Origin of the sequence: Saccharothrix sp. S26 (assembly GCF_021390395.1) — a bacterium.
Lineage (GTDB): Bacteria > Actinomycetota > Actinomycetes > Mycobacteriales > Pseudonocardiaceae > Actinosynnema.
In genome coordinates, this window is the sequence record NZ_JAJUWT010000034.1 from 13,911 (window position 1) to 35,758 (window position 21,848).

Consider the following 21,848-nt stretch of genomic DNA (forward strand, 5'->3'; position numbering starts at 1 on the left):
AGATCTTGGCGTGACGGAGAGCCTGTGGGACGTGACCCTGGCCGAGCTGCGCGCGCGGACCGCCGGGCCCGACCCGACGCCCGGCGGCGGGTCGGTGGCCGCGGTGACGGCTGCGCTCGGCTGCGCGCTGGTGCTCATGGCGCTGGAGATCACCGCGAAGCGCGACCCCTCGGTCGGTGACGCCATCGCGGCCGGCCAGGCGCTGCTCGACCGGCTCGGCCCGGCCGCCGACCGGGACGTCGAGCTGTTCCAGGACTACCTGCGGGCACGTCGGCTGCCCCGCTCCACCGAGGAGGAACGCGCCGCCCGGCAGGCCGCGGTGGCGGCGGCTTCGGTGGCGGCGACGGAAGGCCCGCTGGCCGCCGCGGCCGACGCCGTGCGGGCGCTGGAGTGGGCGTCGTCGGTGCTGCCCCTGGTCGCCGGCACGGTCGTGAGCGACGTCCGCGCGGGCGCGGACCTGCTGCTCGGGTCCGTGCTGGCCACCCTGCGCGGCGCCGAGGCCAACCTGGCACAGCCGGGCGACGGGGCGGCGGCCCTCACCGCACGGCTGGACGACGTGCGCCGCGCCGCCGTGGCCGCGCACGCCCGCATCGAGAGCACCCCGGAGGAGTCCCGATGACCGCCCGCACCATCGACCCGGCCGACCTCGCCGAGTCCATCCGCGCCGAGATCCGCGCCGACCTGGCCACGATCCCCGAACGGCTCACCGTCGTCGGCTTCCTGGTCGACGGCGACCGGCCCGCGCGGACCTACGCGGAGTACACCCGGCGGGCGTGCGCCGAGGTCGGCATCGACTTCGACCTGCGCACACCCCGCGCCGACGACATCGAGGACGCCGTCCGCGACGCCAGTGCCGACGACGGCGTGCACGGCGTGTTCGTCTACTACCCGGTCCGCGACCCCGAGCGCGACCGGTGGCTGCGAGAGCTGGTCGACCCGCGCAAGGACGTCGAGGGCCTGCACTCGTTCTGGAGCCGCTGCCTCTACGAGAACCGGCGGTTCATCGACGACGCGGGCACCCGGCGCGCCGTGCTGCCGTGCACGCCGCTGGCGGTGATGAAGCTGCTGGGCGAGGCGGGCGCGTTCCGCGGCGACGGCGAGACCCCGCTGGCGTCGGTGAAGGCGTGCGTGTTCAACCGCAGCGAGATCGTCGGACGCCCGCTGGCCGCCATGCTGGCCAACGACGGCGCGGAGGTGACGTCGTTCGACGTCACCGGCTCGCTGGTGTTCCGGCACGCGGCCGGCATCCAGGGCCACCACGTCGACGCCGCGGCCGTCGACCGCGCCACCGCGCTGGCCGAGGCCGACGTCGTCGTCACCGGCGTCCCGTCCCGCGACTTCCCGCTGGTGCGGGCCGAGGAGATCAAGCCCGGCGCGGTGTGCCTGAACTTCTCCACCATGAAGAACTTCGCCGACGACGTGCTGGACCGCGCCTCGGTCTTCGTGCCCCGCGTGGGCTCGATGACCGTCACCATGGCGATGCGCAACGCCGTGCGCCTCTACCGCAACGCCCGCTCGACCTGAGCGCTCGCCGCCGGCACCCAGAGCACCGGCCTGTTGGTGCTGTCCGTGCCGGTCGTGTGGCCGACGACCACGCCGTGGTCGTTGATCGCGATCGGCCGGCTGAAGTGGCCGGTCGGCGGGTCGAGGTAGGTGATCCGGCCGTCGCGCCACAGGAACCCGCGTGGTGACGACCACTCGTTGGCCGACGTCCACCCCACCACGTCGCCGCGTTCGTTGATCGCCACCGCCTCGGCGGGACCGGGCACGCCGAGGTCGACCTGCTTGCCGCCGGCGGGCCACAGCACCGCACGGCGCACACCGTCCGCGCCGGACGACCAGCCGACCGCGTCACCTCGTTCGTTGAGCGCCTGCGCGCCGTGCGCGACCCGGCCGTTCTCGGACAGCACCGTCGCCTCGTCGCCCTCCCAGCGCAACGCCACCGTGGCGCGGTTGCCGACGACGACGCCGGCCTCGTTGATCGCCTCCGGGATGTACGGTCCGTACCCGGGACCGGTGCCCAGCCGCGTGCACGCGCCGTCGACGCAGCGGACGGCGGCGAAGTCCTGGGTGGCGGAAACCGCGTAGCTGCCCGCCACCGCACCGGCTCCGTTGATCGCGTACACCCACAGGTCAGGGCCCGACAGCGACAGCTCGACGTGCCGACCGGCCTTCCAGACGGCCGCGCGGTTGTGCTCCTGGCGCATCAGGGACGTCGAGTAGTTCACCGGCACAACGGCGTCGTCGTTGAACGCCGGCGCGTACGCCCACGCCGCGTAGGCCTGCATCACCTGGGTCCGCGTGCCGCCGGACCAGATCCACGGCTTGTGCTGGTACGGCGGGGCGGCGGCGCGGATCTCCAACCCGAGCACCTGGCCGCGCTGGTTGATCCCCACCGCCAGGCCGGGACCGAGGTCGCTCGCGCCCCCGCGCGGGGACCACAGCACCGCGCGCGGCGGCACCCCGTCGCCCTGCGCGCTGCCGACCACCTGGCCCAGGTCGTTGATCCCGGTGACGTAGTGGCCGGGATAGCCGGGCAGGCGGCCCAGTTCGAGGACGGCCATCTCGGGCTCGGCGACCGCCGAGGGCGCGGCGACCAACGGCAGGGCGGTCGCCAGCGCCAGAGCGGCCAGCGACGCACGTAAATCGGGCATGATCGCTCCGTTGCGAGGATGTCCTGCTGGATCGATCAAACGGTAACGCCGCCCGACCCGGCCCGGCGTCGGCCGGACAGCGCAACCACCCGCGGAACCCGCGGACCGGAAAGGGGAACGCCTCGACTTCCCCGGTGAATCCCGCCGGCGAAGGCGGCCCGGCCGGAGGCGTTCGTGGTGTTCGTGGACTCGTTTCGCGGATCGGCGCACGGGTAAACCGGTGCCATGAGCGAACGAGAAGACGTGGTCGAGCTGCTTGTCCGCCAGCACGGTGAACTCCGCGAGCTGTTCACCGAGGTCGAGACCGCCAAGGGCAGTGAGCGGGTGGACGCGTTCCACCGGTTGGTGCGGTTGCTCGCGGTGCACGAAACCGCCGAGGAGGAAATCGTGCACCCGGCGGCGCGGCGCGGCGAAGGCGGTGACGCGATCGTGGACGCGCGGGTCGCCGAGGAGCGCCGGGCCAAGGAGCTCCTGGTCACCATGGACAAGATCGGCGTGGAGGCCGAGGGGTTCGACACCCTGCTCGCGCAGCTGCGCGACGACGTGCTGGCCCACGCCGAGCACGAGGAGCGCGACGAGTTCCCACGGCTGCGCGAGCAGTACGACGACGACCGCCTGCGCGCGATGGCGAAGGCCGTGCGGGCCGCGGAGGCCGTCGCGCCCACCCGTCCGCACCCCGGCATCGAGTCGCCCGGCGCGGCCATGCTGCTGGGCCCGCCGATCGCGTTGTTCGACCGGGCCCGCGACCTGGTCCGGGACGTGCTGCGGCGGTGAGGGTCAGCCGAACGTGGCGTTGACCCACGCGGTCAGCTCGGCGCGGGCGGCGGCCACCGACCCGGCCGCCGCGCCGTCGGCCACGAGGGCGAAGTGCACCCGAGAGTCCGAAGTGGACAGCAGGAGTCGGTGCACACCGGACGCTCCGGGTTCCGGCGCGACGGCCACCGGCTCGACGCCGGTGTAGGCCGGAAGCCCGGTGGTGGCACCGAGATCACTCACCACCGCGGTGGACGCGGGTGAGAACGACGACGGCAGGTGCAGTTCCGTCGGCGCGGCCACCCCGTTGCCCTGCCACACCAGCACGCCGAACCGGCCCGTGCCCACCAGGGCCCGCACGGCGGGCATCGTGTCCGGCACCCGGTTCCACGACAACACCGCGGCACCGTCCCGGGCGCGGTCCTCGTAGGTGAACGCCATCGTGCGGCCCGCCACGGCACGCGGGAACAGCCGGTCGACGACCCGGCCCTCCACCGTGAGCACCGGGTCGCCGCCGTCGTCAAGCCGCACGGCCGAGAAGTGCTCGTCGTTCATCGCGTCACCCTCGGTGCGGACCTTGTCCGGGTTGTCGTTCATCAGCTCGTGGTGGCGGCCGTAGTTGACGTCCCAGTGCCACTGGCTGCCCGACAGCACCGGCCCCGACCCCGCCGCGCCCGACCACCACCGCGCACCGGGCAGCCGCGAGTCCAGCGCCTGGTACATCGCCTTGAGCACGGACGGGTTCTTGTCCGAGGTGAAGCCCGCGACCGGGTGCCCGAATTCCGACACGATCGCCGCCGTGCCGAGCGCGCCCGCCCGGTCGCGGATCCGGTTGAAGTCCGCGGTGTACTCGCCGTCGCCCGCCTTGCCCGGCTTGAGCAACCCCGACTGCGCCTTGCCGTCGTAGAAGTGCGAGTTGAACACGTAACGGTCGCCGAGCGTCGGCACCGCCGGGAACCCGCCGGGCTCGGCGAAGAAATCGACGTTCTGGTTCCAGAACACCAGCGGTTCCACGAACGCCGGCTTGTCCGCCCAGCCCGCCTCGTCCATCCGCTGCCGGAACTGCCGGTAGAACGGCATCAGCAGATCACGTTCCCAGGCGACGCCGTCCTGGCCCTGGTCGTAACGGCCCGCGTAGGGCTCGTTGAGCGGGTTCACGCCCAGCACGAGCCGGAACGCCCGGGCCGACAGCGACGACTTCAGCCGCCGCATGGCCTCGCCCGCCTGCCACAGGAACTCGTCGCGGATCCGGATCGGCCCGGCGGAGGTGGCGACCTCGTGGTTGTGCCAGAAGTCGTGCACCGCGGCGGTGACCGCGACATTGTTCTTCATGTTCTGGCCCCAGTGCACGCAGAGCCCGCACGACTCCTTGGGGTAGCCGCCCGCGCGCACGACCCACTCCGGCGCGCCGTCGCCGGTGTACCAGCTGTCGCGGTTGAACAGGTACCGCGAGTACAGGTCCTGGTGGAAGTCCAGGTAGACCCGGATGCCCTGGTCGGTGAACGCGGTGACCTGCTCGGCGACCGCGTCCAGGTACCCCTGGTCGATCCGGCGCGGCTGCGGCTCCACCCACGCCCACGTGACCAGGAAGCGCACCGCGTTCGCGCCGGTCAGCCGCCGCATCGCCACGGCGGAGGCGCGCGCGTCCGCCGTGCTCGCGAACGGCAACCCCCGGTGTTCGGCCAGCTTGGCCGTGCCGGAGACGTTGAACCCGCGCAGCACCACCTCGCGGCCGTGCCGGTCGCGGAACGCGCCGTCGGCCACGGTGATCGTGGAGTCGTCGAACCACAGGCCGTCCGCCGCGGCTACGCCCGGCGTCGTCGACATGGCCAGCACCAGCACCAGCAGGAGCGCGATCCGCCGCACCGCGACCGCCCTTCACTCGACTGAAAATGAAGGCGTTTCACGTCTGAGGGTAGCGGATCGGCCGGGTCGCACAAGGGCGTCGACCCGGGGTTAGGCTCGGGCGGTGATCCCGCACGTCGACCCGCAGGCCCGTGAGCAGGAGACATCGGTCCGGCCGCAGTCGTTGATGCTCAGCTTCCTCGGCATCCACGTGCTCAACCGGGGCGTCGCGGTCTTCTCCGGCAGCGTCATCGACGTGTTCGCCCGGGTCGGCGTGTCCGAGGAGGCGGTGCGCTCGACGTTGACCCGCATGGTCAAGCGCGACCTGCTGGCACGGCACCGCGACGGCAGGCGCATGTACTTCGGGCTCACCGCGCGCTCGGCGGCCGTGCTGGAGGACGGCGAGCACCGCGTCTGGCGCAGCGGCGCGATCAACGACGACTGGGACGGCACCTGGACGATGGTGGGCTTCTCCCTGCCCGAGTCCTGGCGCAGCCAGCGGCACGACCTGCGCTCCCGCCTGATCTGGGGCGGGTTCGGGCCGTTGCAGAACGGCCTGTGGATCGCGCCCGGCGTGGTGGACGTGCCCGCCCTCGTCGAGGACCTCGACCTGACCGACTACCTGAAGGTGTTCACCGCGCACACGGCCAAGCCGACCGAGGCCGAGCAGATCGCCCACACGGCGTTCGACGTGCCCGCCATCGCCGAGCGCTACCAGGCGTTCCTGCGCCGCTGGGACCACGACCGGCCGCTCGCCGACGCGCCGGACGACCTGGCCAGGCAACTGCTGCTGCACACCGAGTGGCTGCAACTCGTCCGCCAGGACCCCCGGCTGCCCGCCGAGCACCTGCCCGACGACTGGCCCGCCATCCGCGCCGAGCAGGTCTTCCACACCCTCGCCGAGTCCTACGCCCGCCCGGCCCGAGCGATCGCCGCCTCCGTCCTGGACACCATCCCGGTCGACGGCCCGACCCCCGGCTAGACCGCGGTCGGCGACGCCCGGCGGTGGGATGTCCGAGACTGACGCGATCGTGCGATCAGTGGTCGGAACGGGTGCGCCCGCATTGACGTCCCGGAAATGAAGCCCTACCTTCGCGACAAGGATTCCCAGCACTTCCGAGAGCATGCCGCCAACCGCCGCCTCCGTTTGTCGGCAGCCGTCGCCCCACCGCGTGCGCACCGGCGTTCACCAGCGTGAACGCCTTCACCACCGTGAACGCCCGGGGTCGGCGGAATCGGGCGGACAACGCCCGGTCCAGCAGGGAGGCTCCCTTTGAGCAAGCACGGAAGATTAACGTCGCTCGCCGCCGTGGCGAGCGCTTTCCTGGTCGCGATGGCGGTTCTGCTGGTGCCCTCGGCATCGGCCGCCACGCTGTTCACCGAGGATTTCGAGGACGGCGACTCGACCGGTTGGAGCGCCAGCGGCGGCAGTTGGTCGGTGGTCGCCGACGGGTCGCGGGCGTGGCGGCAGTCGGGCACCAGCTCGGACGCCAGGGCCTCGGCGGGCACGACGTGGGCCGACCAGTCGGTGCAGGCCCGGGTCAGGCCGACCGGGTTCAACGGCTCGAACCGGCACGTCGCCGTCACGGCCCGGGTCCAGAACACCGGCAACTACTACTACCTCGCCCTGACCAACGCCGGGACCGCCGTGCTGGGCAAGCGGGTCGGCGGCGGGCACACCGCCCTGGCCACCGCGCCCGCCGCGGTGGCGGTCGGCTCCTGGCACACCGTGCGGCTGGAGGCGTTCGGCAGCTCGCTGCGCGGGTTCGTCGACGGCACGCAGGTCGTGACGGCGACCGACACCGCGTTCGGCGGCGGCCGGGTCGGCGTGGCCACCTACTACGCGTCGGCGTCGTTCGACGACGTGCTGGTGACCGACGTGGCGGGGCCCGGCGGGCCGACGAGCACCACCACGACGACCACCACCCCGCAGCAACCCGGCACCTGCGCCACCTCCGACCGGCCGATCGGGTTCGCCTCGGTCACCGCGTGGGGCCAGAGCGGCACGACCGGCGGCGCGGGCGGACCCACCGTCGAGGTCGACACGGCCGCGGAGTTCCTGACCGCCATCGGCCGGACCGGGCCGTTGACCATCTGCGTGCGCGGCATGATCGCCCTGCCCGGACCCATGCACGACGTCACGTCGGACAAGACGATCATCGGCATCGGGTCGGCCTCCGGGTTCACCGGCGGCGGGCTCAACATCGGCCTGCCGGTCTCCGCGATCACCTCGCCGCCCGCCGACGCGGTGCACAACGTCATCGTCCGCAACCTGGTGTTCCGCGACTGGGCCGACGACGCGATCAACGTGCAGATGTTCTCCCACCACGTGTGGATCGACCACAACGACCTGTCCCGCGGCTACGACGGCGCGATCGACATCAAGCGCGGCTCCAGCTACGTCACCGTCTCGTGGAACCACACCCACGACCACACCAAGAACATGTTGCTGGGCCACGACGACGGCAACGGCGCGCAGGACGTCGGCCGGCTCAAGGTGACCTACCACCACAACTGGTTCGACCGGACACCGCAGCGCAACCCGCGCGTCCGGTTCGGCGAGCCGGTGCACGTGTTCAACAACTACTACCTCTACAACACCGACGTCGGCGTGGCCTGCCAGGCCGACTCCGGCTGCGTCGTCGAGGGCAACTACTTCGAGGACGTCGAGGAGCCGGTGAGCAACAGCTACGCCGGTCCGGGCGGGCGGTGCGTGGCGCGTGACAACGTGTTCGTCGGCGAGTCGGGCCAACCCGACTGCGGCGGCAGCGTGCAGGAGCCGCGCGACTACTACGCCTACACGCTCGACGACCCGAACACCGTGAAGGCCACCGTGATGGCCGGGGCGGGCGTCGGCAAGGTCGGCTGACCCCTTCCGCGGCGTGGCCGGCCTCCGCGTCGGCCACGCCGTCCTTTTTGGTCGAACCCTTACTCAGCGTTGTCTTTCTCCTGGGCTGTTGCTTCCACGTGTCACACGAAAGTGGAACTCGACACCCGCACCACCCGCAGGAGATGACAATGAGCAACGTCGGACGTGTTCGTGCCGGAGCGATCGCCGCGGTGACCCTGGTCGTCGCGCTCACCGCGTGCGGCACCGCCGTCGGCACCGAGCAGTCGACCACCGCCACCACGACCGCGACGACCGGCACCACCGCCGTCGCCGAGCCGTCCGCGCAGGAGGTCCAGGCGTTGTTCGGCGACTGGAACCGGGCGCTGGCCACCGGCGACCCGGAGCGCGTCGCCGACCACTACGCCCCCGACGGCGTGCTGCTGCCGACGCTGTCGGACAACGTCCGCTCCGACCGCGCCGAGATCGTGGACTACTTCGAGCACTTCCTGGCCAACAAGCCGTCCGGCGAGATCCTCGAGTCCCACGTGGCCGTCCTCGGCCCGGACGCCGCCATCGACGCGGGCGTCTACCGCTTCACGTTCGCCGCCGACGGCACGCAGGTCGACGCCCGCTACACGTTCGCCTACGAGCGGGTCGACGGCAAGTGGCTGATCGTCAACCACCACTCGTCGGCCATGCCCGGCAAGCCGTGACCCTCACGCGGCCCGCAGCACGATCCGGACGCACAACCCGCCGTCCTCGTGCTCGTGCAGGCTCGCCGCACCGCCGTCGTCGGCCACGAGCTGCTTGACGATCGCGAGCCCCAGGCCCGAGCCGGAACGGCCCGTCAGCGCCGGACCGCGCCAGAACCGGTCGAACGCCCGCTGCCGGTCGGCGGCGGCCAGACCAGGACCCCGGTCGACCACCTCGACCACCGCCTTGCCGGCCTCGCGCCGGCTGCGCACGGTGATCGTGGCGTGGTCCGGCGACACGCCGAGCGCGTTGGACAGCACGTTGTCCAGCACCTGCTCCAGGTGCCCGTGCCCGGCCAGGGCGCGCAGGCCGGGATCCGCGGCGTCGTGCCGGAGCCGGATGCCACGCTCATCGGCCGCGGCCCGCCAGGCGTCGAACCGGTCGGCCACCACGTCGGCGACCCGCACCGGCTCCGGCGCGGCCACGGTCGACTCGGCCCTGGCGAGCACCAGCAGGCCGTTGACCAGCCTGCTCATCCGCACCACCTCGGCGGTGGCGTGGTCGACGTCCTCGCGCACGTACGGGTCGGCCACGCCGTCGGCGATGTTGTCCAACGACAGGCGCAGCGCGGTCAGCGGCGTGCGGAGCTGGTGGGAGGCGTCGCCGATGAACGCCCGCTGCGAGCCGACGAGCGTGCCGATGGTCTCCGTCGCGGTGTTGAGGGTGCCCGCCAGCGTCCGGGTCTCCGGCGGGCCCGTCTCCTCGACCCGCGCGGTGAGGTCGCCGTCGCGCAGCCTGCCCGCCATCCGGTTGAGCTCGCGCAGCGGGCGGGTCAGCCGCCGGGCCAGCAGCACGCCCACCACCGCCGCCGCGATCAGCACCGTGACCGCCAGGGCCGCGCGGAAACCCCAGATCTGCCACAGCCGGGTGCTCAGCGGCGCGGACGGGTAGCTGATCCGGACCGCGCCGACGACCGTGCCGTCCGGCGACCGCGCGGGCACGGCCAGTACCAGGCCGTCCGCGCCCAACGCCTCCGCGTGACCCCACCGCGTCGACTCGCGACCGTGCAACGCCTCGGTGAACGCCGGGTCGTCCACGGCGGCGGGCAGCGGCAGCGGGTCGACGGCGGTGCGCGCGGCGGACAGCACGTCCAACCGGCCCGGCGTCTGCTGCCGGTAGGCGTCCACCAGGCGGGCCAGCGCCTGGCGCGACGGCGCGTCGCCGGGTGACAGCAGCAGCGCGGCCGTCTCCGCCTCCCGGCGCGCGGAGTTCTCCGCGTCGCGGTAGAGCTGGTCGGTGAGCGTGAACGCCACCGGCACGGTGAACGCGGCGATCGCCACCAGCACCAGCAGCACGTAGCTCGCCACGAGCTGGCGGATCACGTCAGCGCCAACCGGAAGCCGACCCCGCGCACGGTCTCCACGGCGACCGCGTCACCGAGCTTGCGGCGCAACGCGCCGACGTGCACGTCCAGGGTCTTGGTCGGGCCGAACCAGTTGGCGTCCCACACCGCCTCCATGATCTGCTCGCGGGTGAACACCGCGCCCGGTGCCTCGGCCAGGAACGCCAGCAGGTCGTACTCCTTGGGGGTGAGCGTGACCTCGATGCCGTCGACGTGCACGCGCCGTGCCCGCCGGTCGATGGCGAGCCTGCTCGGCCGCACGCCGTCGGCGCGGGTGGCGTCGGGGTGGAGCAGCTCCGGCCGGACCCGCCGCAGCACCGCCCGCATCCGGGCGATCACCTCGCGCACGCCGAACGGCTTGGACACGTAGTCGTCCGCGCCGATCTCCAGGCCGACCACGCGGTCGGTCTCGTCGGCCCGCGCGCTGATCACGATGATCGGCACGTCACCGCGGGCGCGCAGCTCCCGGCACACGTCCAGGCCGTCCATGTCGGGCAGGCCGAGGTCGACCAGGACCATGTCGGTGGGCGCGGCGGCCAGCGCCTCGGCCCCGGTGCGCACCCACTCGACGTCGGAGCCGTACCTGCCCAACCCCCGCGTGAGGGATTCGGCGATCGGCTCGTCGTCCTCCACCAGCAGCACCCGCATACCGGCCAATCCTTCCACCCGCGCGTGTCCGACCCCCAGGCCCCGCGTGTCGTCCACTCAGGACCGCCGAGTTCCACGTTCGGGACGCCGGCCGGGCCGAGCGGGACGAACCCGAGCGCTCGACCCGCTCGGTGTCAGGAGAGGGAGGTGACGGCCGCGAGGACCTGGGCGGCCACCTCGGCCGGGCGGGAGAGGGCGATGGCGTGCGAGGCCTCGACCTCGACGGTGGTGGCGCCGAGGCGGCCGGCGGCGGCGCGCTGCGAGTCCGGGTTGATCGCGTTGTCCGCGGTCGCCACCACGAACCACGACGGCAGCGCCTTCCACGCGGGCTCCACGGACAGCGGCTCGGCCAGGGCACGGGCCGCGATCGGGCGCTGGCTCACCGCGGCGGTGGCGGTGACCTCGGCCGGCAGGTCCGCGGCGAACACGCTCGCGAACGCGTCACGGCGGATCGTGAACTCGGTGTCGGTGTCGTCGCCGTCCGGGAACCGCTGCGGCACCAGGGACGTGTTCAGCTCCACCGGCGGGAAGCCCTCCACCGAGCTCAACGCGCTCTGCCCCCGGTCCACGCCGAACGACGCCACGTACACGAGCGCCTTGACGTTCGCCGCCTTGGTGGCCGCGTGCGTGATCACGGGGCCGCCGTAGGAGTGCCCGACGAGCACCACCGGCCCGTCGACCTGCCCGGCCACGCTCGCCACGTAGTCGCCGTCGTGGGCGAGCCCGCGCAACGGGTTGCTCACCGCGACCGCGTCGACGCCCCGCTCCCGCAGCAGGTCGATCACCTTGGCCCAGCTCGAGCCGTCGGCGAACGCGCCGTGCACCAGGACGACGGTGGGGTTCTGGCTGGTCATCGTGCTCTCCTCGATCGTCGGTCTCGCTCGGTGCCACAAACCTAGGGCACGATTACATCGTGCACAAGGTAAATCGAACGTGACGGTCTTCACGGTGGCTCGTTGCACCCACTGCGCGCCCCCGCGCCCCGACCCACCGGAGGACCCGATGCGCCTCGTGATCGCCCTCGCCGTCGCGGCCGTCGCCGCGGCCCCACCCGCCGCCGCGAGCGCCGATCACCCCGCGCCGCAGCACGTCTGCGTCGCGAGCGTGCCGGAGACCGACCCGCTGGAGCCCGGACCGGTCGACATCTGCGTCAGCGTGTTCAAGCCCGCCGCCGCCTCACCCGACAACCGGGTGCCCGTGCTGCTGCACAGCCACGGCTGGGGCGGCAGCCGCACCACCGCGCCCGGCTCCTTCCAGCGCTACCTCGACGCGGGCTTCGGCGTGGTCAGCATCGACCAGCGCGGGTTCGGCCAGAGCGGCGGCAAGGCGCACGTGGAGGACCCCGCGTTCGAGGGCGAGGACGTCATCCGGGTGATCGACCACGTCGCCACGCTGGACTGGGTCCGCGAGAACGGCCCGGGCGACCCCGTCCTCGGCGCGATCGGCGGCTCCTACGGCGGCGGCTTCCAGTTCGCCGGCGCGTTCACCGAGGTCGTGAAGACCGGGCGCACCCGGTTCGACGCCCTCGCGCCCCAGATCACCTGGCACTCCCTCAACGACAGCCTCGCCCCGCGCGACGTCGTCCGCACCACCTGGGTCACCGCCCTGTACGCCGCCGCCCTCGACGCGCACACCTCGACGCTGCACGCCGGCTACGCCGAAGGGCTGCTCACCGGCGACTGGCCCGCCAAGATGGACGAGTTCTTCCGCGACAACGGCCCCGCGCACCACGCCGCCGCCGGCCGCCGGCTCGACATCCCGGTGCTGCTGCGCCAGGGCATCAGCGACAACCTGTTCCCGCTGGACCAGGCGATCGACAACTTCGACCGCGCGCTGACCCCGAAGGCCCGCGCGAACAGCCTGCTCATCGGCTACAACGGTGGCCACGCGCTGCCCAACGCCATCCCCGCCGGCCACGCCGTGGCGGGCGACGCGTGCTCCGCGCGGTTCGGCGGCTACGACGAGCTCGAACTGCGGTTCCTGGCCGAGAACCTCCAAGGCGCGCCGCGCACGATCACCGGGCACGGCCGCTACCACCTCATGACCGCCGAGGGCGGCTGCGTCACCACCGACTCCGTCGCACCCACCACCACCGCCGCGCTGCCGGACATCCTCACCACCGCCGGGATCGGCCTGCCCCAATCGATCAAGATCGCGGACGGTCCGCTCACCATCGCCGGCTCACCGACGCTGAGCGCCGTCGTCAGCACCCTGGGCCTGGACAGCCGCGCGTTCTTCGGCCTCGGCGTCGGCACCTCGCCCCTGGACGCCAAGGTCATCCAGAACAACGTCCTCCCGCACCGCGAGCAGGGCCTCAACCTCGGCACCCGGCGCACCGTCGAACTGCCCGCCGTCGCCGCCGCGGTGCCCGCCGGCCAATCGCTGTACCTCACCGTCACGCCGATCTCGGACATGTTCCTGCTGCACGGCAGCCGCACGCCCGGCGCGATGGTGCTGCGCGACGTCCAGGTGAACCTGCCCGTGCGCGGCTAGGTTCGAGGGCATGGACTTCGAGGAGATCGTGATCGAGACCGATCGGCTCGACTTCCCCGCGCTGGCGGCGGGCGAGGGGCCGGTGGTCGTGTGCTGGCACGGGTTCCCCGACCACCCCGCCACGTTCGGGCCGCTCGCCGAGCACCTGGTCGCCGCGGGCCGCCGGGTGGTGGCGCCGTTCCTGCGCGGCCACCACCCGACCACCGCGGACCGGATGCCCTACGCCGACGGCGTCACGCTCGCCGCCGACGCCGCCGCCGTCGCGCGGGCGCTGTCCCCGGACGCCGGGATCGACCTGATCGGGCACGACATCGGCGCGGGCATGGTGGGCCGGTTGGCGGCGGTGTGGCCGCAACGCGTGCGGCACGCCGTCACGATGGCCGTGCCGCCGCCGAAGGTCCTGCCGGCGGCGCTGCGCGATCCCGCCCAGCAGCAGCGGTTGTTCTACCTGTGGCTGTTCCAGGTCCCGGGCGTGGCGGAAGCGGTGCTGGAGGGCGACCGGAGGCTGGTCGACCACCTGTGGGCCACCTGGTCGCCCGGTCTGGACCCCGGCGAGCACCGCGCCCGCGTGCACGCGACCTACGGCGACCCGGCCGTGCTGCGCAACGTGCTGCGGATCTACCGAGGCAACTTCGACCGCTCGCTGCACGACCCCGACCTCGCGCACCTGGCCGCCAGGACCGAGGAGGCGGCGACCGTGCCGATGCTCGTGCTCGCGGGCGAGGACGACGGCTGCATCCCGCCCGAGCACTTCGCCGACGCCCGGACCGGCCTCGCCGACGGCTCCTCCGTGCGGGTCCTCGCCGACGCGGGCCACTTCCTGCACCTGGACCGTCCGGACGAGGTCGCCCGGCTCGTGCTCGACTGGTTCAGCCGCCCCGACCGCTGAACAACACCCCGCCGACGGTCGGGTCATCAGCGCTGGTCGGTCCCGGTTGTGACGATGTGTGAGCGTTAACAGGATCGATCACGAGTTACGAGAACAGGTGGTCAACTCCGGGAAAACAACCCCTTGAGCTGTGCCCGACGATGCTGTTAGCGTTAACACACTCCAGCGCGACCCGGCGCGCGGGCTCGGTTCGACACGCCGTGATCACCATTCGCTGACCCTGCTGCCCCCGCGGGTGGCCGGCGGCCCGTCTCCCGCCGCCGGCCACCACCCTGCGTGTGTCGGACCCACGGGGAGTCCACCTTTCACCTGAGGAGTGGTTGTGCTGTTCGCTCAACGTCGAGGAACCGCATGGCGGGCCTTGCCGCTCGTCGCCGCCGTCGTGGCCGGGCTGCTGCTGAGCCCGGTCGGCCAGGACCGGGCGTCGGCCGCGCCCGGCCCGTCGTTCACCAACCCCGCCGTCGGTGCGCCCAACAGCGCTGACCCGACGTTGGTGCAGTACAACGGCAACTACTACTACGTCGCCACCACGTGGTCGTCCGACGTGGTGATGCGCCGGTCGGCCACGATCGCCGGCCTGAGGAGCGCCCCTGAGCAGCTCGTGCTGCGCACCGGCGGCACGCAGATGTGGGCACCGCACCTGGAGATGGTCGGCAACCGCTGGTACCTGTACTACTCCGTGGAGATGTCCGGCGCGCCGCGGCGGACGCACGTCGCCGAGAGCGCCGGGACCGACCCGATGGGCCCGTACACCTACCGCGGTGTGGTCAACCTGATGCCCAACAACGGGTGGGCGATCGACGCAAGCCTGCTCAAGCTCAACGGCGCGCTGTACATGACGTTCTCGGCGTTCCACGCCGACGGCCTCCAGTCGCTCTACATCGCGCCGATGGCGAGCCCGGTGCAGACCGCCGCGTTCGGCTCGCGCATCTCCGCGCCCACGCTGGCCTGGGAACGCCAGGACGGCGCGGTCAACGAGGGGTCGTTCCCGTTGCAGCGGGGCGGCCGCACGTTCCTGACCTACTCCGCCAGCCACTGCAACGGTCCCAACTACAAGCTGGGCATGCTGGAGTACCGGGGCGGCGACCCGCTGGCGCAGAGCTCGTGGTCGAAGTTCGCCAACCCGATCTTCCAGCGCAACGACGCCAACGGCGTCTACGGCCCAGGCCACCACTCGTTCTTCACCTCCCCGGACGGCACGGAGACGTGGATCGCCTACCACGCCAACTCCTCGGCCACCCAGGGCTGCGGCACCACCCGCACCACCCGCGTGCAGAAGATCTCCTGGAACGCCGACGGCACGCCCAACCTCGGCGTGCCCGTGTCGACCTCGACCGTGCTGCCCGGCCCGTCCGGCGAGACCGGCGGCCCGTCCCGGGTCAAGCTCCGCAACCGGCACAGCGGCCTCTGCCTGGACGACTACAACTTCGGCACCGCGCCCGGCGCGGAGGTCCGCCAGTGGACGTGCAACGACCTGGCGGTGCAGGACTGGTACCTCCAGCCGGTCGGCGACGGCTACTACCAGATCAGCAACGGCCACAGCGGGCTGTGCCTGGACAACAAGGACTGGGCCACCGCGGCCGGGTCGGTGGTCCAGCAGTGGACGTGCAACGGGCTGGCCGTCCAGCAGTGGCGCGTCACCGCCGCGGGCGGCGGCTACTCCACCCTGGTCAACCGGCACAGCGGCCTGTGCCTGGACAACTACAACTTCGGCACCGCGCCGGGCGCCGAGGTCAGGCAGTGGACGTGCAGCGGCAACAACGCCCAGCTGTGGAGCACCACCTGACCAGGTTGTGACGCGGTCACCGCCGGCGATCACGATCACGGGGTGACAGGACGTTCTCCCGCCCGTGCCCGCTCGCGGGCGCGGGCGGGAGGCCGCCCCGAGCATCCGTGACGTGGCGGCGGCCGCGGGCGCGTCCCACCAGACCGTGTCGCGGGTGCTCGACGAGTCGCCCGACGTCGACCCCGACACCCGGCGGCAGGTGCTCGACGTGATCGAACGGCTGGGGTCCCGACCCAACCGGGCCGCGGTCACGGCGGTCTCGCCGACACACCACGCTGTACGGCTGCGCGGCTGAAAGGGCTCGCGGCTGGGGTCAAGGTGGTCGAGTCCGACGACCCGGCGGACGTCCGGCACGCGGACGAGTACGTGAGCGACCCCGACGCGCACGGCGTCGTCGTGATCGCCTTCGACACCGCCGGCGCGGGGTGCCGCGGGCGCTGCGCGCGGACGTGCCCGCCGTGCCCGCGGTCGAGGTGGGAGGTCTGGCCGGCACCGGTCGGGCCGTGGTGTGCCTCGACGAACGGCAAGCCGCCGACGCGACGGCCCACCTGCTCGCCCTGGGCCACCGCGCGGTGTGCACGTGGCGATCCCGTTGGAAACAGGCACCAGTGCACGGCAGGCGGGGTGGCGCGACGCGCTGCGGGCGCGCCGGTCCCGCCGGTCGTGACCGTCGAGTGGGACGTGCGCTCGGCCTGCCCGGTCGGGCGGCGGCCGACCCGGACGTCACCGCGGTGCTGTGCGGCAACGACGACACCGCGATGGCGGTCCACCGCGCCCTGCACGAGGCCGGTCGGGACGTGCCCGGGCGATGTCGGCATCGTCGGGTTCGACGACGTGCCCGGCGCGGCCTGCTGGACGCCCGCGCTCACCACGATCCGGATGGACTTCGCCGGCCAGGCCGCGCGTGCCTCGCGACGCTCGTGGCCCAGGTGACGGGCGGCCCGCGACCCGTCGTCGACCGAACCGCCGACCCTGGTGGTCCGCTGGTCGACCGCGCCGTCCCGCGCCCGTTGAGCGCCGCAACGTCGGTAACAACAAGGCAACGCGGCCTTCTCGCCCGATCATGAAACCGGGCACACTCGGCGTAATGTGACCGGTCACAGCAATGGGCTCCTCCGGCTCACCGCCGGCCCGGCCCGGGGACCGGTCACCCCAGCCGCGGCAGGATCCGCCTCGCCTGCGCCGTGGCCCGGCAGCACCAACGAGGCCGTCGAGTGAGAACGGGAGCACCGATGCCACACCGACCCCTGCCGGCGCGGTCGCCGGGTGCCGAGACGCTGCACGTCGATCTCACCGCACCCACGGGCGCTGTCCACGGCGGCGCGACCGGCATCCTCTACGGCCTCGGCGACCCCGGCGTGCCGTCGCACGACCTGATCGCCGGGATGCGCCCGCGCACGGTGTCCCAGAAGGCCCCCGACGGCGAGCAGCACCCCAACGGCGACGCGCTGGAGGTCGCCGACGGCTTCTTCGCCGCCGGTGGCGAGGAGATGCACGTCTACGCGCAGGACGTTTACAGCGCGTGGCCGTACCAAGACCTCGGCATCGACGACTACATCGCACGACTGCGGCCGCAGTTGGCGAAGGTCGCCGCGCGAGCCGACCGCGACCGGTTCGTCTGGACGATCTTCAACGAGCCGGACTGGATCTGGTACGACGACTGGGCGGCGAAGAAGGAGAAGTTCCTCGCCGACTGGACCACGCTGCACCGGCTGGTGAAGTCCGTGCTGCCCGACGCCCGCATCGCCGGCCCCGGCGAGACGCGGTACCGGTCCGACCACCTGCGCGACCTCCTCGCCCACGCCAAGGCCCACGACGTGCTGCCCGACATCGTCACCTGGCACGAGCTGGGCCCGGACTCCTTGACCACCTACCGCGAGCACTTCGCGGACTACCGCGCGCTGGAACGGGAGCTGGGCGTCGAACCCCGGCCCATCGCCGTCAACGAGTACTCCAACCGGCGCGACACCTCCGTGCCAGGGCAGCTCGTGCAGTGGATCGCCATGCTGGAGGAGACCAAGGTCGACGGCCAGTTGGCGTTCTGGACCATGGCGGGCAACCTCAGCGACCACGCCGTGCGCACCGGCAGCGCGAACGGCGGCTGGTGGCTGACGAAGTGGTACGCCGACCTGTCCGGCGAGACGGTCCGCGTCACGCCACCGCGGCCCGGCACCCGGGACACGCTGCAAGGCCTGGCCGCGCTCGACCGGGACGACGCCAAGGCGACCGTCCTGCTCGGCGGCACCGCCGAGGCGGTGGACGTCGCGGTGACGGGCCTGGACCGGGGGCTGGTCGGCGACCACGTCGACGTGCGGGTGGCCAAGACCACCTGGTCTGGTTACGAGGGTGACGCCGGTCAGCCGCCCGTGGTCGCGGCGGGCCGGGTCCGGGTGGTCGACGGCGCGGCGACGATCGCGGTGCCCGGCGGCGACCCGCTGGCCGCCTACCAGGTCGTGATCACCCGTGCGGGCCTGAGCGGGCCGCCCGCGGTCGACGCGCCGTGGCAGGCGAGCTACGAGGCCGAGGCAGGCGAGGTGGAGCACGCCGTCGTCGTCACGCAGGACGACGGTTCGGGCTCGGACGACATGGCGCAGCGGTACACGACCTCCGGCGCCAAGGACGTCGGGTCCATGACGGAGCCCGGCTCCCGCGTCACGGTCGAGGTGGACGTGCCGCGTGCGGGCGCCTACTGGCTGGGCGTCTTCTACGGCACCGAGGGGTTCGTGGGCCGGCAGGCGTTGTACGTCGACGACGTGCACGTGACCGACCTGACCTTCCCGGCCACGTTGAACCGGGCCTACCGAGGCCGGCTCGACACCCCGGTCACGCTCACCGCGGGCCGGCACCGCGTCTCGTTGCGCACCAGCGGTCCCGGCGGTTTCCTGGGAGCGCCGTCGGACGTCGCGCTGGACCGGTTCGACCTGACCGAGATCACCGGCCCGGAGCGCACGGTGTACCCGCTCACCGAGTCACGGCGGACCGGCGGCACGGTCGACCGGGGCGAACGCGCGCGTCGACTCGGCGCGCCGGGCGCGATCGTGCTGGGTCCCGGTGACGCGGTGACCACGTACGTGTCCGCCGCCGAGGACGGCTACCACGAGCTGTCGACCACGTGGTCCGGCGGCACGCTCGGGCAGGCCCTGTCCGGCCGCCGGGTGGGCGAGCTGACCGCCGACCCGGACGGCGCGTGCACGGGCAGCGTGACCGCGCACCTCAAGGCCGGCGTCACCGCGGTCGTCCTGGCGAACCGGGGCCGCGCACCGGTGGTGCTCGGCACGATGACCGTCGTGCGTGACGCGGCGTCGGACCGGCACGCCGTGCGCGTGGAAGCCGAGGCGGGTCGGCTCGCCGGGGGAGCGGTGGTCGTGTCCGGGCAGTGGGCCTCCGGCGGCGCGTACGTCGGTCGGCTCGGCGGCACCGGCACGCTGACCGTCGCGCGCCCGGCCGGGTTCGGCCCCGGCCGGTACGACCTCACCGTGGCCTACGCCCAGGCGGAGAAGAACACCGGACACCCGTACAACACCGACACCGTCACCCGGACGCTCGTCGTGACCGAGGAAGGCGGCCACGCGACCAGTGCGCCGTACCGCCACAACTACACGTGGGACGGCTTCTGGCCGCGGACCTCGCCGCTCGACCTGGTCACCGAAGACGGCGCGCTCACGTTCGGCAACCCCGCCGGCCCGGGTCCGAACGTCGACTGGGTCCGGCTCGCCCCGCTCGTCGTGGCGACCTCGGTGACGCCGCTGCGCTGAGGTCACCCCAGGACGACCGCGATCCCGGTGAGGACCGGCACGGACAGGACGGTGGTCAGCAGCACGGCGTCCCGGGCGAGTGCCGCGCCCTGGTCGTAGGCGGTGGCGTAGACGAACACGTTCTGCGCGGTGGGCAGCGCCGAGGCGATGGTGACGGCGAGCAGCGCCGGGTCGTCCAGGTGCACGACCCAGCGGCCGACGGCGTAGGCCGCGGCGGGCTGCGCCACCGTCTTCAGGGCCACCACCAGCCAGACCCGGCCGGCCGTGGCCCCGGACGCCGGGCGCGGCGCGCCGTGCAGGCTCGCGCCGTAGGCCAGCAGCGCGGCCGGGACGGCGAGGTCGGCGAGGAGCTCGACCGGCCGCAGCACCGGCGCGGGAGGCGTCCAGTCGAAGGCGGCCAGCGCGAGCCCCGACGCGCAGCCGATCACCAGCGGTGTGCGCAGCGGTTGCGTCAGCAGTCGTGCGCGGGTCGGCGCGTCCTGGCCCGGCCCGCGTGACGCGGCCAGCACGGTCAGCCCGATCGGTGCCAGGACCAGCACCTGGAACAGCAGGACCGGCGCGACGAGCGAGGCGTCGCCGAGCACGTAGACGGCGATGGCGACGCCGAGGTTGCCCGCGTTGACGTAGCACGAGGCGAGCGCGCCGGTGGCGAGGTCGCCGGCACGCGGCCGCCAGCGCCACCGGGCGATCACGACGTAGAGCACCGCGCACAGCACCGCGCTGCCCGCCGTGGCGACCAACGGGGTGGACAGCAGCGCGGCCGGGTCCGCCTCGGCGAGGGTGAGCAGCAGCAGCGCCGGTGTGGCGATGAAGTACGACAGCCGGGACAGCACGCCGGCCGCGCCCTCGCCGAGCACGCGGGCGCGGCCCGCGACCCAGCCGACCGCGATCACCGCGACGAGGGTGGCGAAACCGGCCAGGACCGCGTTCACCGGGCGGCCGAGCGCACGTCCCGGCGCGTCACCGCGGCGCGTCGACCGAGGCGGTCTCGACGGTCCAGGCGCGGGCCTGCTCGCTGAGCGTGACGCCCAGTCCGGGCCGGTCGGACAGGTGCATCCGGCCGTCGCGGATGTCGAGGCGCTCGTCGAACAGCGGGTGCAGCCAGTCGAAGTGCTCGACCCACGGTTCACGCGGGTAGGCCGCGGCCAGGTGGACGTGGATCTCCATGGCGAAGTGGGGCGCGAGCTGGAGGTGGTGGTGGTCGGCGAGCGTGGCGAGCTTGAGGAACTGGGTGATGCCGCCGACCCGGGGCGCGTCCGGTTGCAGGACGTCCACCGCGCCGGCGCGGATCAGCTCGTAGTGCTCGGCGACGCTGGTCAGCATCTCGCCGGAGGCCACCGCGGTGGTCAGCGCCCGGGCCAGCTCGGCGTGGCCCGGCACGTCGTAGGCGTCCAGCGGCTCCTCGATCCACACCAGGTCGAACTCCTCCAGCGCCCGGCCGACCCGCATGGCGGTGGGGCGGTCCCACTGCTGGTTGGCGTCGACCATGAGCGGCACGCCGTCGCCCAGGTGCTCGCGCACGGCGGCGACCCGGCGCAGGTCCTCGGCCGAGTCGGGCAACCCCACCTTGATCTTGATGCCGCCGACGCCGGACTCCAGCGTGCGGGTGGCGTTGTCCTTGATCTGCCCGATCGACTCGTGCAGGAACCCGCCGGAGGTGTTGTAGCAGCGCACGGAGTCGCGGTGCGCGCCGAGCAGCTTGGCCAGCGGCAGGTTCGCGCGCTTGGCCTTGAGGTCCCACAACGCGATGTCGAACGCGGCCAGCGCCTGCGTGGCCGCGCCGCTGCGCCCGACCGACGCGCCCGCCCAGACCAGCTTGGTCCACAGCCTGCCGATGTCGTTGGGGTCCTCGCCGATCAGGTCCGGCGCGACCTCGCGGGCGTGGGCGAACTGCGCCGGCCCGCCCGCGCGCTTGGAGTAGGAGAAGCCGACGCCCTCCAGCCCGGCCTCGGTGCGCACCTCGGCGAACAGCACCGCGACCTCGCTCATCGGCCGCTGCCTGCCGGTGAACACCTTGGCGTCGCTGATCGGCGCCGGCAGCGGCAGGGTCGCCGACGACACCGTCACCGAGCTGATCCGGTCGGAACTGGCGGACATCGG

The 21,848-nt window shown here is 73.0% G+C and carries 18 protein-coding genes; 11 read left to right on the forward strand and 7 right to left on the reverse strand.

All coding sequences use genetic code 11. The features are described from left to right. Window positions 1-10 precede the first annotated feature (10 nt). Both LZG04_RS38825 and LZG04_RS38830 read left to right on the forward strand, forming a co-directional pair. On the forward strand, window positions 11-619 hold the full coding sequence (locus LZG04_RS38825) for a cyclodeaminase/cyclohydrolase family protein (RefSeq protein ID WP_233826835.1): 609 nt from the start codon (window positions 11-13) through the stop codon (window positions 617-619). After that, window positions 616-1,524: a bifunctional methylenetetrahydrofolate dehydrogenase/methenyltetrahydrofolate cyclohydrolase gene (locus tag LZG04_RS38830; RefSeq protein ID WP_233826837.1), complete on the forward strand. Its 909-nt coding sequence runs from the start codon at window positions 616-618 to the stop codon at window positions 1,522-1,524. Before LZG04_RS38825 ends, LZG04_RS38830 begins: the two co-directional genes overlap by 4 nt. On the opposite strand, the gene LZG04_RS38835 is transcribed toward LZG04_RS38830, so the two are convergent. Next, window positions 1,500-2,654 (reverse strand): hypothetical protein, encoded by a 1,155-nt coding sequence (locus LZG04_RS38835; protein ID WP_233826839.1) that lies wholly within the window; start codon window positions 2,652-2,654, stop codon window positions 1,500-1,502. The two genes, LZG04_RS38830 and LZG04_RS38835, sit on opposite strands and share 25 nt — an antisense overlap. A gap of 225 nt (window positions 2,655-2,879) precedes the next feature. On the opposite strand from LZG04_RS38835, the gene LZG04_RS38840 reads away from it, so the two are divergent. Beyond that, window positions 2,880-3,428 carry a hemerythrin domain-containing protein gene (locus LZG04_RS38840; protein WP_233826842.1) on the forward strand — a complete coding sequence of 183 codons (549 nt, stop codon included), beginning with the start codon at window positions 2,880-2,882 and terminating at the stop codon, window positions 3,426-3,428. 3 nt (window positions 3,429-3,431) lie between these two features. Here LZG04_RS38840 and LZG04_RS38845 read toward each other — a convergent pair whose 3' ends face one another. Next, window positions 3,432-5,273, reverse strand: a complete 1,842-nt coding sequence (locus LZG04_RS38845) for a cellulase family glycosylhydrolase (protein ID WP_233826844.1) — start codon at window positions 5,271-5,273, stop codon at window positions 3,432-3,434. Window positions 5,274-5,376: 103 nt separating this feature from the next. Between LZG04_RS38845 and LZG04_RS38850 the strand changes: the two genes are divergently transcribed. The 3 genes from LZG04_RS38850 to LZG04_RS38860 all read left to right on the forward strand — a co-directional run bounded on the left by LZG04_RS38850 (window position 5,377) and on the right by LZG04_RS38860 (window position 8,795). Beyond that, complete coding sequence (locus LZG04_RS38850; protein ID WP_233826846.1) at window positions 5,377-6,234, forward strand: PaaX family transcriptional regulator C-terminal domain-containing protein; 858 nt, start codon at window positions 5,377-5,379, stop codon at window positions 6,232-6,234. Between the two features lie 291 nt (window positions 6,235-6,525). Beyond that, window positions 6,526-8,121, forward strand: coding sequence for a polysaccharide lyase family 1 protein (locus LZG04_RS38855; protein ID WP_233826848.1), 1,596 nt, complete (start codon window positions 6,526-6,528; stop codon window positions 8,119-8,121). Window positions 8,122-8,270: 149 nt separating this feature from the next. Further along, on the forward strand, window positions 8,271-8,795 hold the full coding sequence (locus LZG04_RS38860) for an SgcJ/EcaC family oxidoreductase (protein WP_233826850.1): 525 nt from the start codon (window positions 8,271-8,273) through the stop codon (window positions 8,793-8,795). A gap of 3 nt (window positions 8,796-8,798) precedes the next feature. Here LZG04_RS38860 and LZG04_RS38865 read toward each other — a convergent pair whose 3' ends face one another. From LZG04_RS38865 to LZG04_RS38875, 3 genes are all read right to left on the reverse strand, one after another. After that, the gene (locus LZG04_RS38865; RefSeq protein ID WP_233826852.1) at window positions 8,799-10,157 is read right to left on the reverse strand and encodes a sensor histidine kinase; all 1,359 of its coding nucleotides are present in this window, start codon (window positions 10,155-10,157) and stop codon (window positions 8,799-8,801) included. Then, entirely contained in the window at window positions 10,154-10,825 is a 672-nt protein-coding gene (locus tag LZG04_RS38870; protein WP_233826854.1) for a response regulator transcription factor, read from the reverse strand. Before LZG04_RS38870 ends, LZG04_RS38865 begins: the two co-directional genes overlap by 4 nt. A gap of 134 nt (window positions 10,826-10,959) precedes the next feature. Continuing rightward, complete coding sequence (locus tag LZG04_RS38875) at window positions 10,960-11,679, reverse strand: alpha/beta fold hydrolase (protein WP_233826856.1); 720 nt, start codon at window positions 11,677-11,679, stop codon at window positions 10,960-10,962. 148 nt (window positions 11,680-11,827) lie between these two features. Here LZG04_RS38875 and LZG04_RS38880 point away from each other — a divergent pair, with 148 nt between their 5' ends. From LZG04_RS38880 to LZG04_RS38900, 5 genes are all read left to right on the forward strand, one after another. Further along, complete coding sequence (locus tag LZG04_RS38880; protein ID WP_233826858.1) at window positions 11,828-13,318, forward strand: alpha/beta fold hydrolase; 1,491 nt, start codon at window positions 11,828-11,830, stop codon at window positions 13,316-13,318. A gap of 10 nt (window positions 13,319-13,328) precedes the next feature. Further along, window positions 13,329-14,207 (forward strand): alpha/beta fold hydrolase, encoded by an 879-nt coding sequence (locus LZG04_RS38885; protein ID WP_233826859.1) that lies wholly within the window; start codon window positions 13,329-13,331, stop codon window positions 14,205-14,207. A gap of 361 nt (window positions 14,208-14,568) precedes the next feature. After that, window positions 14,569-15,993, forward strand: a complete 1,425-nt coding sequence (locus tag LZG04_RS38890) for a family 43 glycosylhydrolase (RefSeq protein ID WP_233826861.1) — start codon at window positions 14,569-14,571, stop codon at window positions 15,991-15,993. Window positions 15,994-16,057: 64 nt separating this feature from the next. Further along, window positions 16,058-16,288, forward strand: coding sequence for a LacI family DNA-binding transcriptional regulator (locus LZG04_RS38895; protein WP_233826863.1), 231 nt, complete (start codon window positions 16,058-16,060; stop codon window positions 16,286-16,288). A gap of 937 nt (window positions 16,289-17,225) precedes the next feature. Continuing rightward, a complete protein-coding gene (locus LZG04_RS38900) occupies window positions 17,226-19,748 on the forward strand; it encodes a hypothetical protein (protein WP_233826864.1) in 2,523 nt (840 codons plus the stop codon). A gap of 2 nt (window positions 19,749-19,750) precedes the next feature. Here LZG04_RS38900 and LZG04_RS38905 read toward each other — a convergent pair whose 3' ends face one another. Both LZG04_RS38905 and LZG04_RS38910 read right to left on the reverse strand, forming a co-directional pair. Next, entirely contained in the window at window positions 19,751-20,680 is a 930-nt protein-coding gene (locus LZG04_RS38905; protein WP_233826868.1) for an AEC family transporter, read from the reverse strand. 28 nt (window positions 20,681-20,708) lie between these two features. Further along, window positions 20,709-21,845, reverse strand: a complete 1,137-nt coding sequence (locus LZG04_RS38910; RefSeq protein ID WP_233826870.1) for a mandelate racemase/muconate lactonizing enzyme family protein — start codon at window positions 21,843-21,845, stop codon at window positions 20,709-20,711. Between the last annotated feature and the right edge of the window lie 3 nt (window positions 21,846-21,848).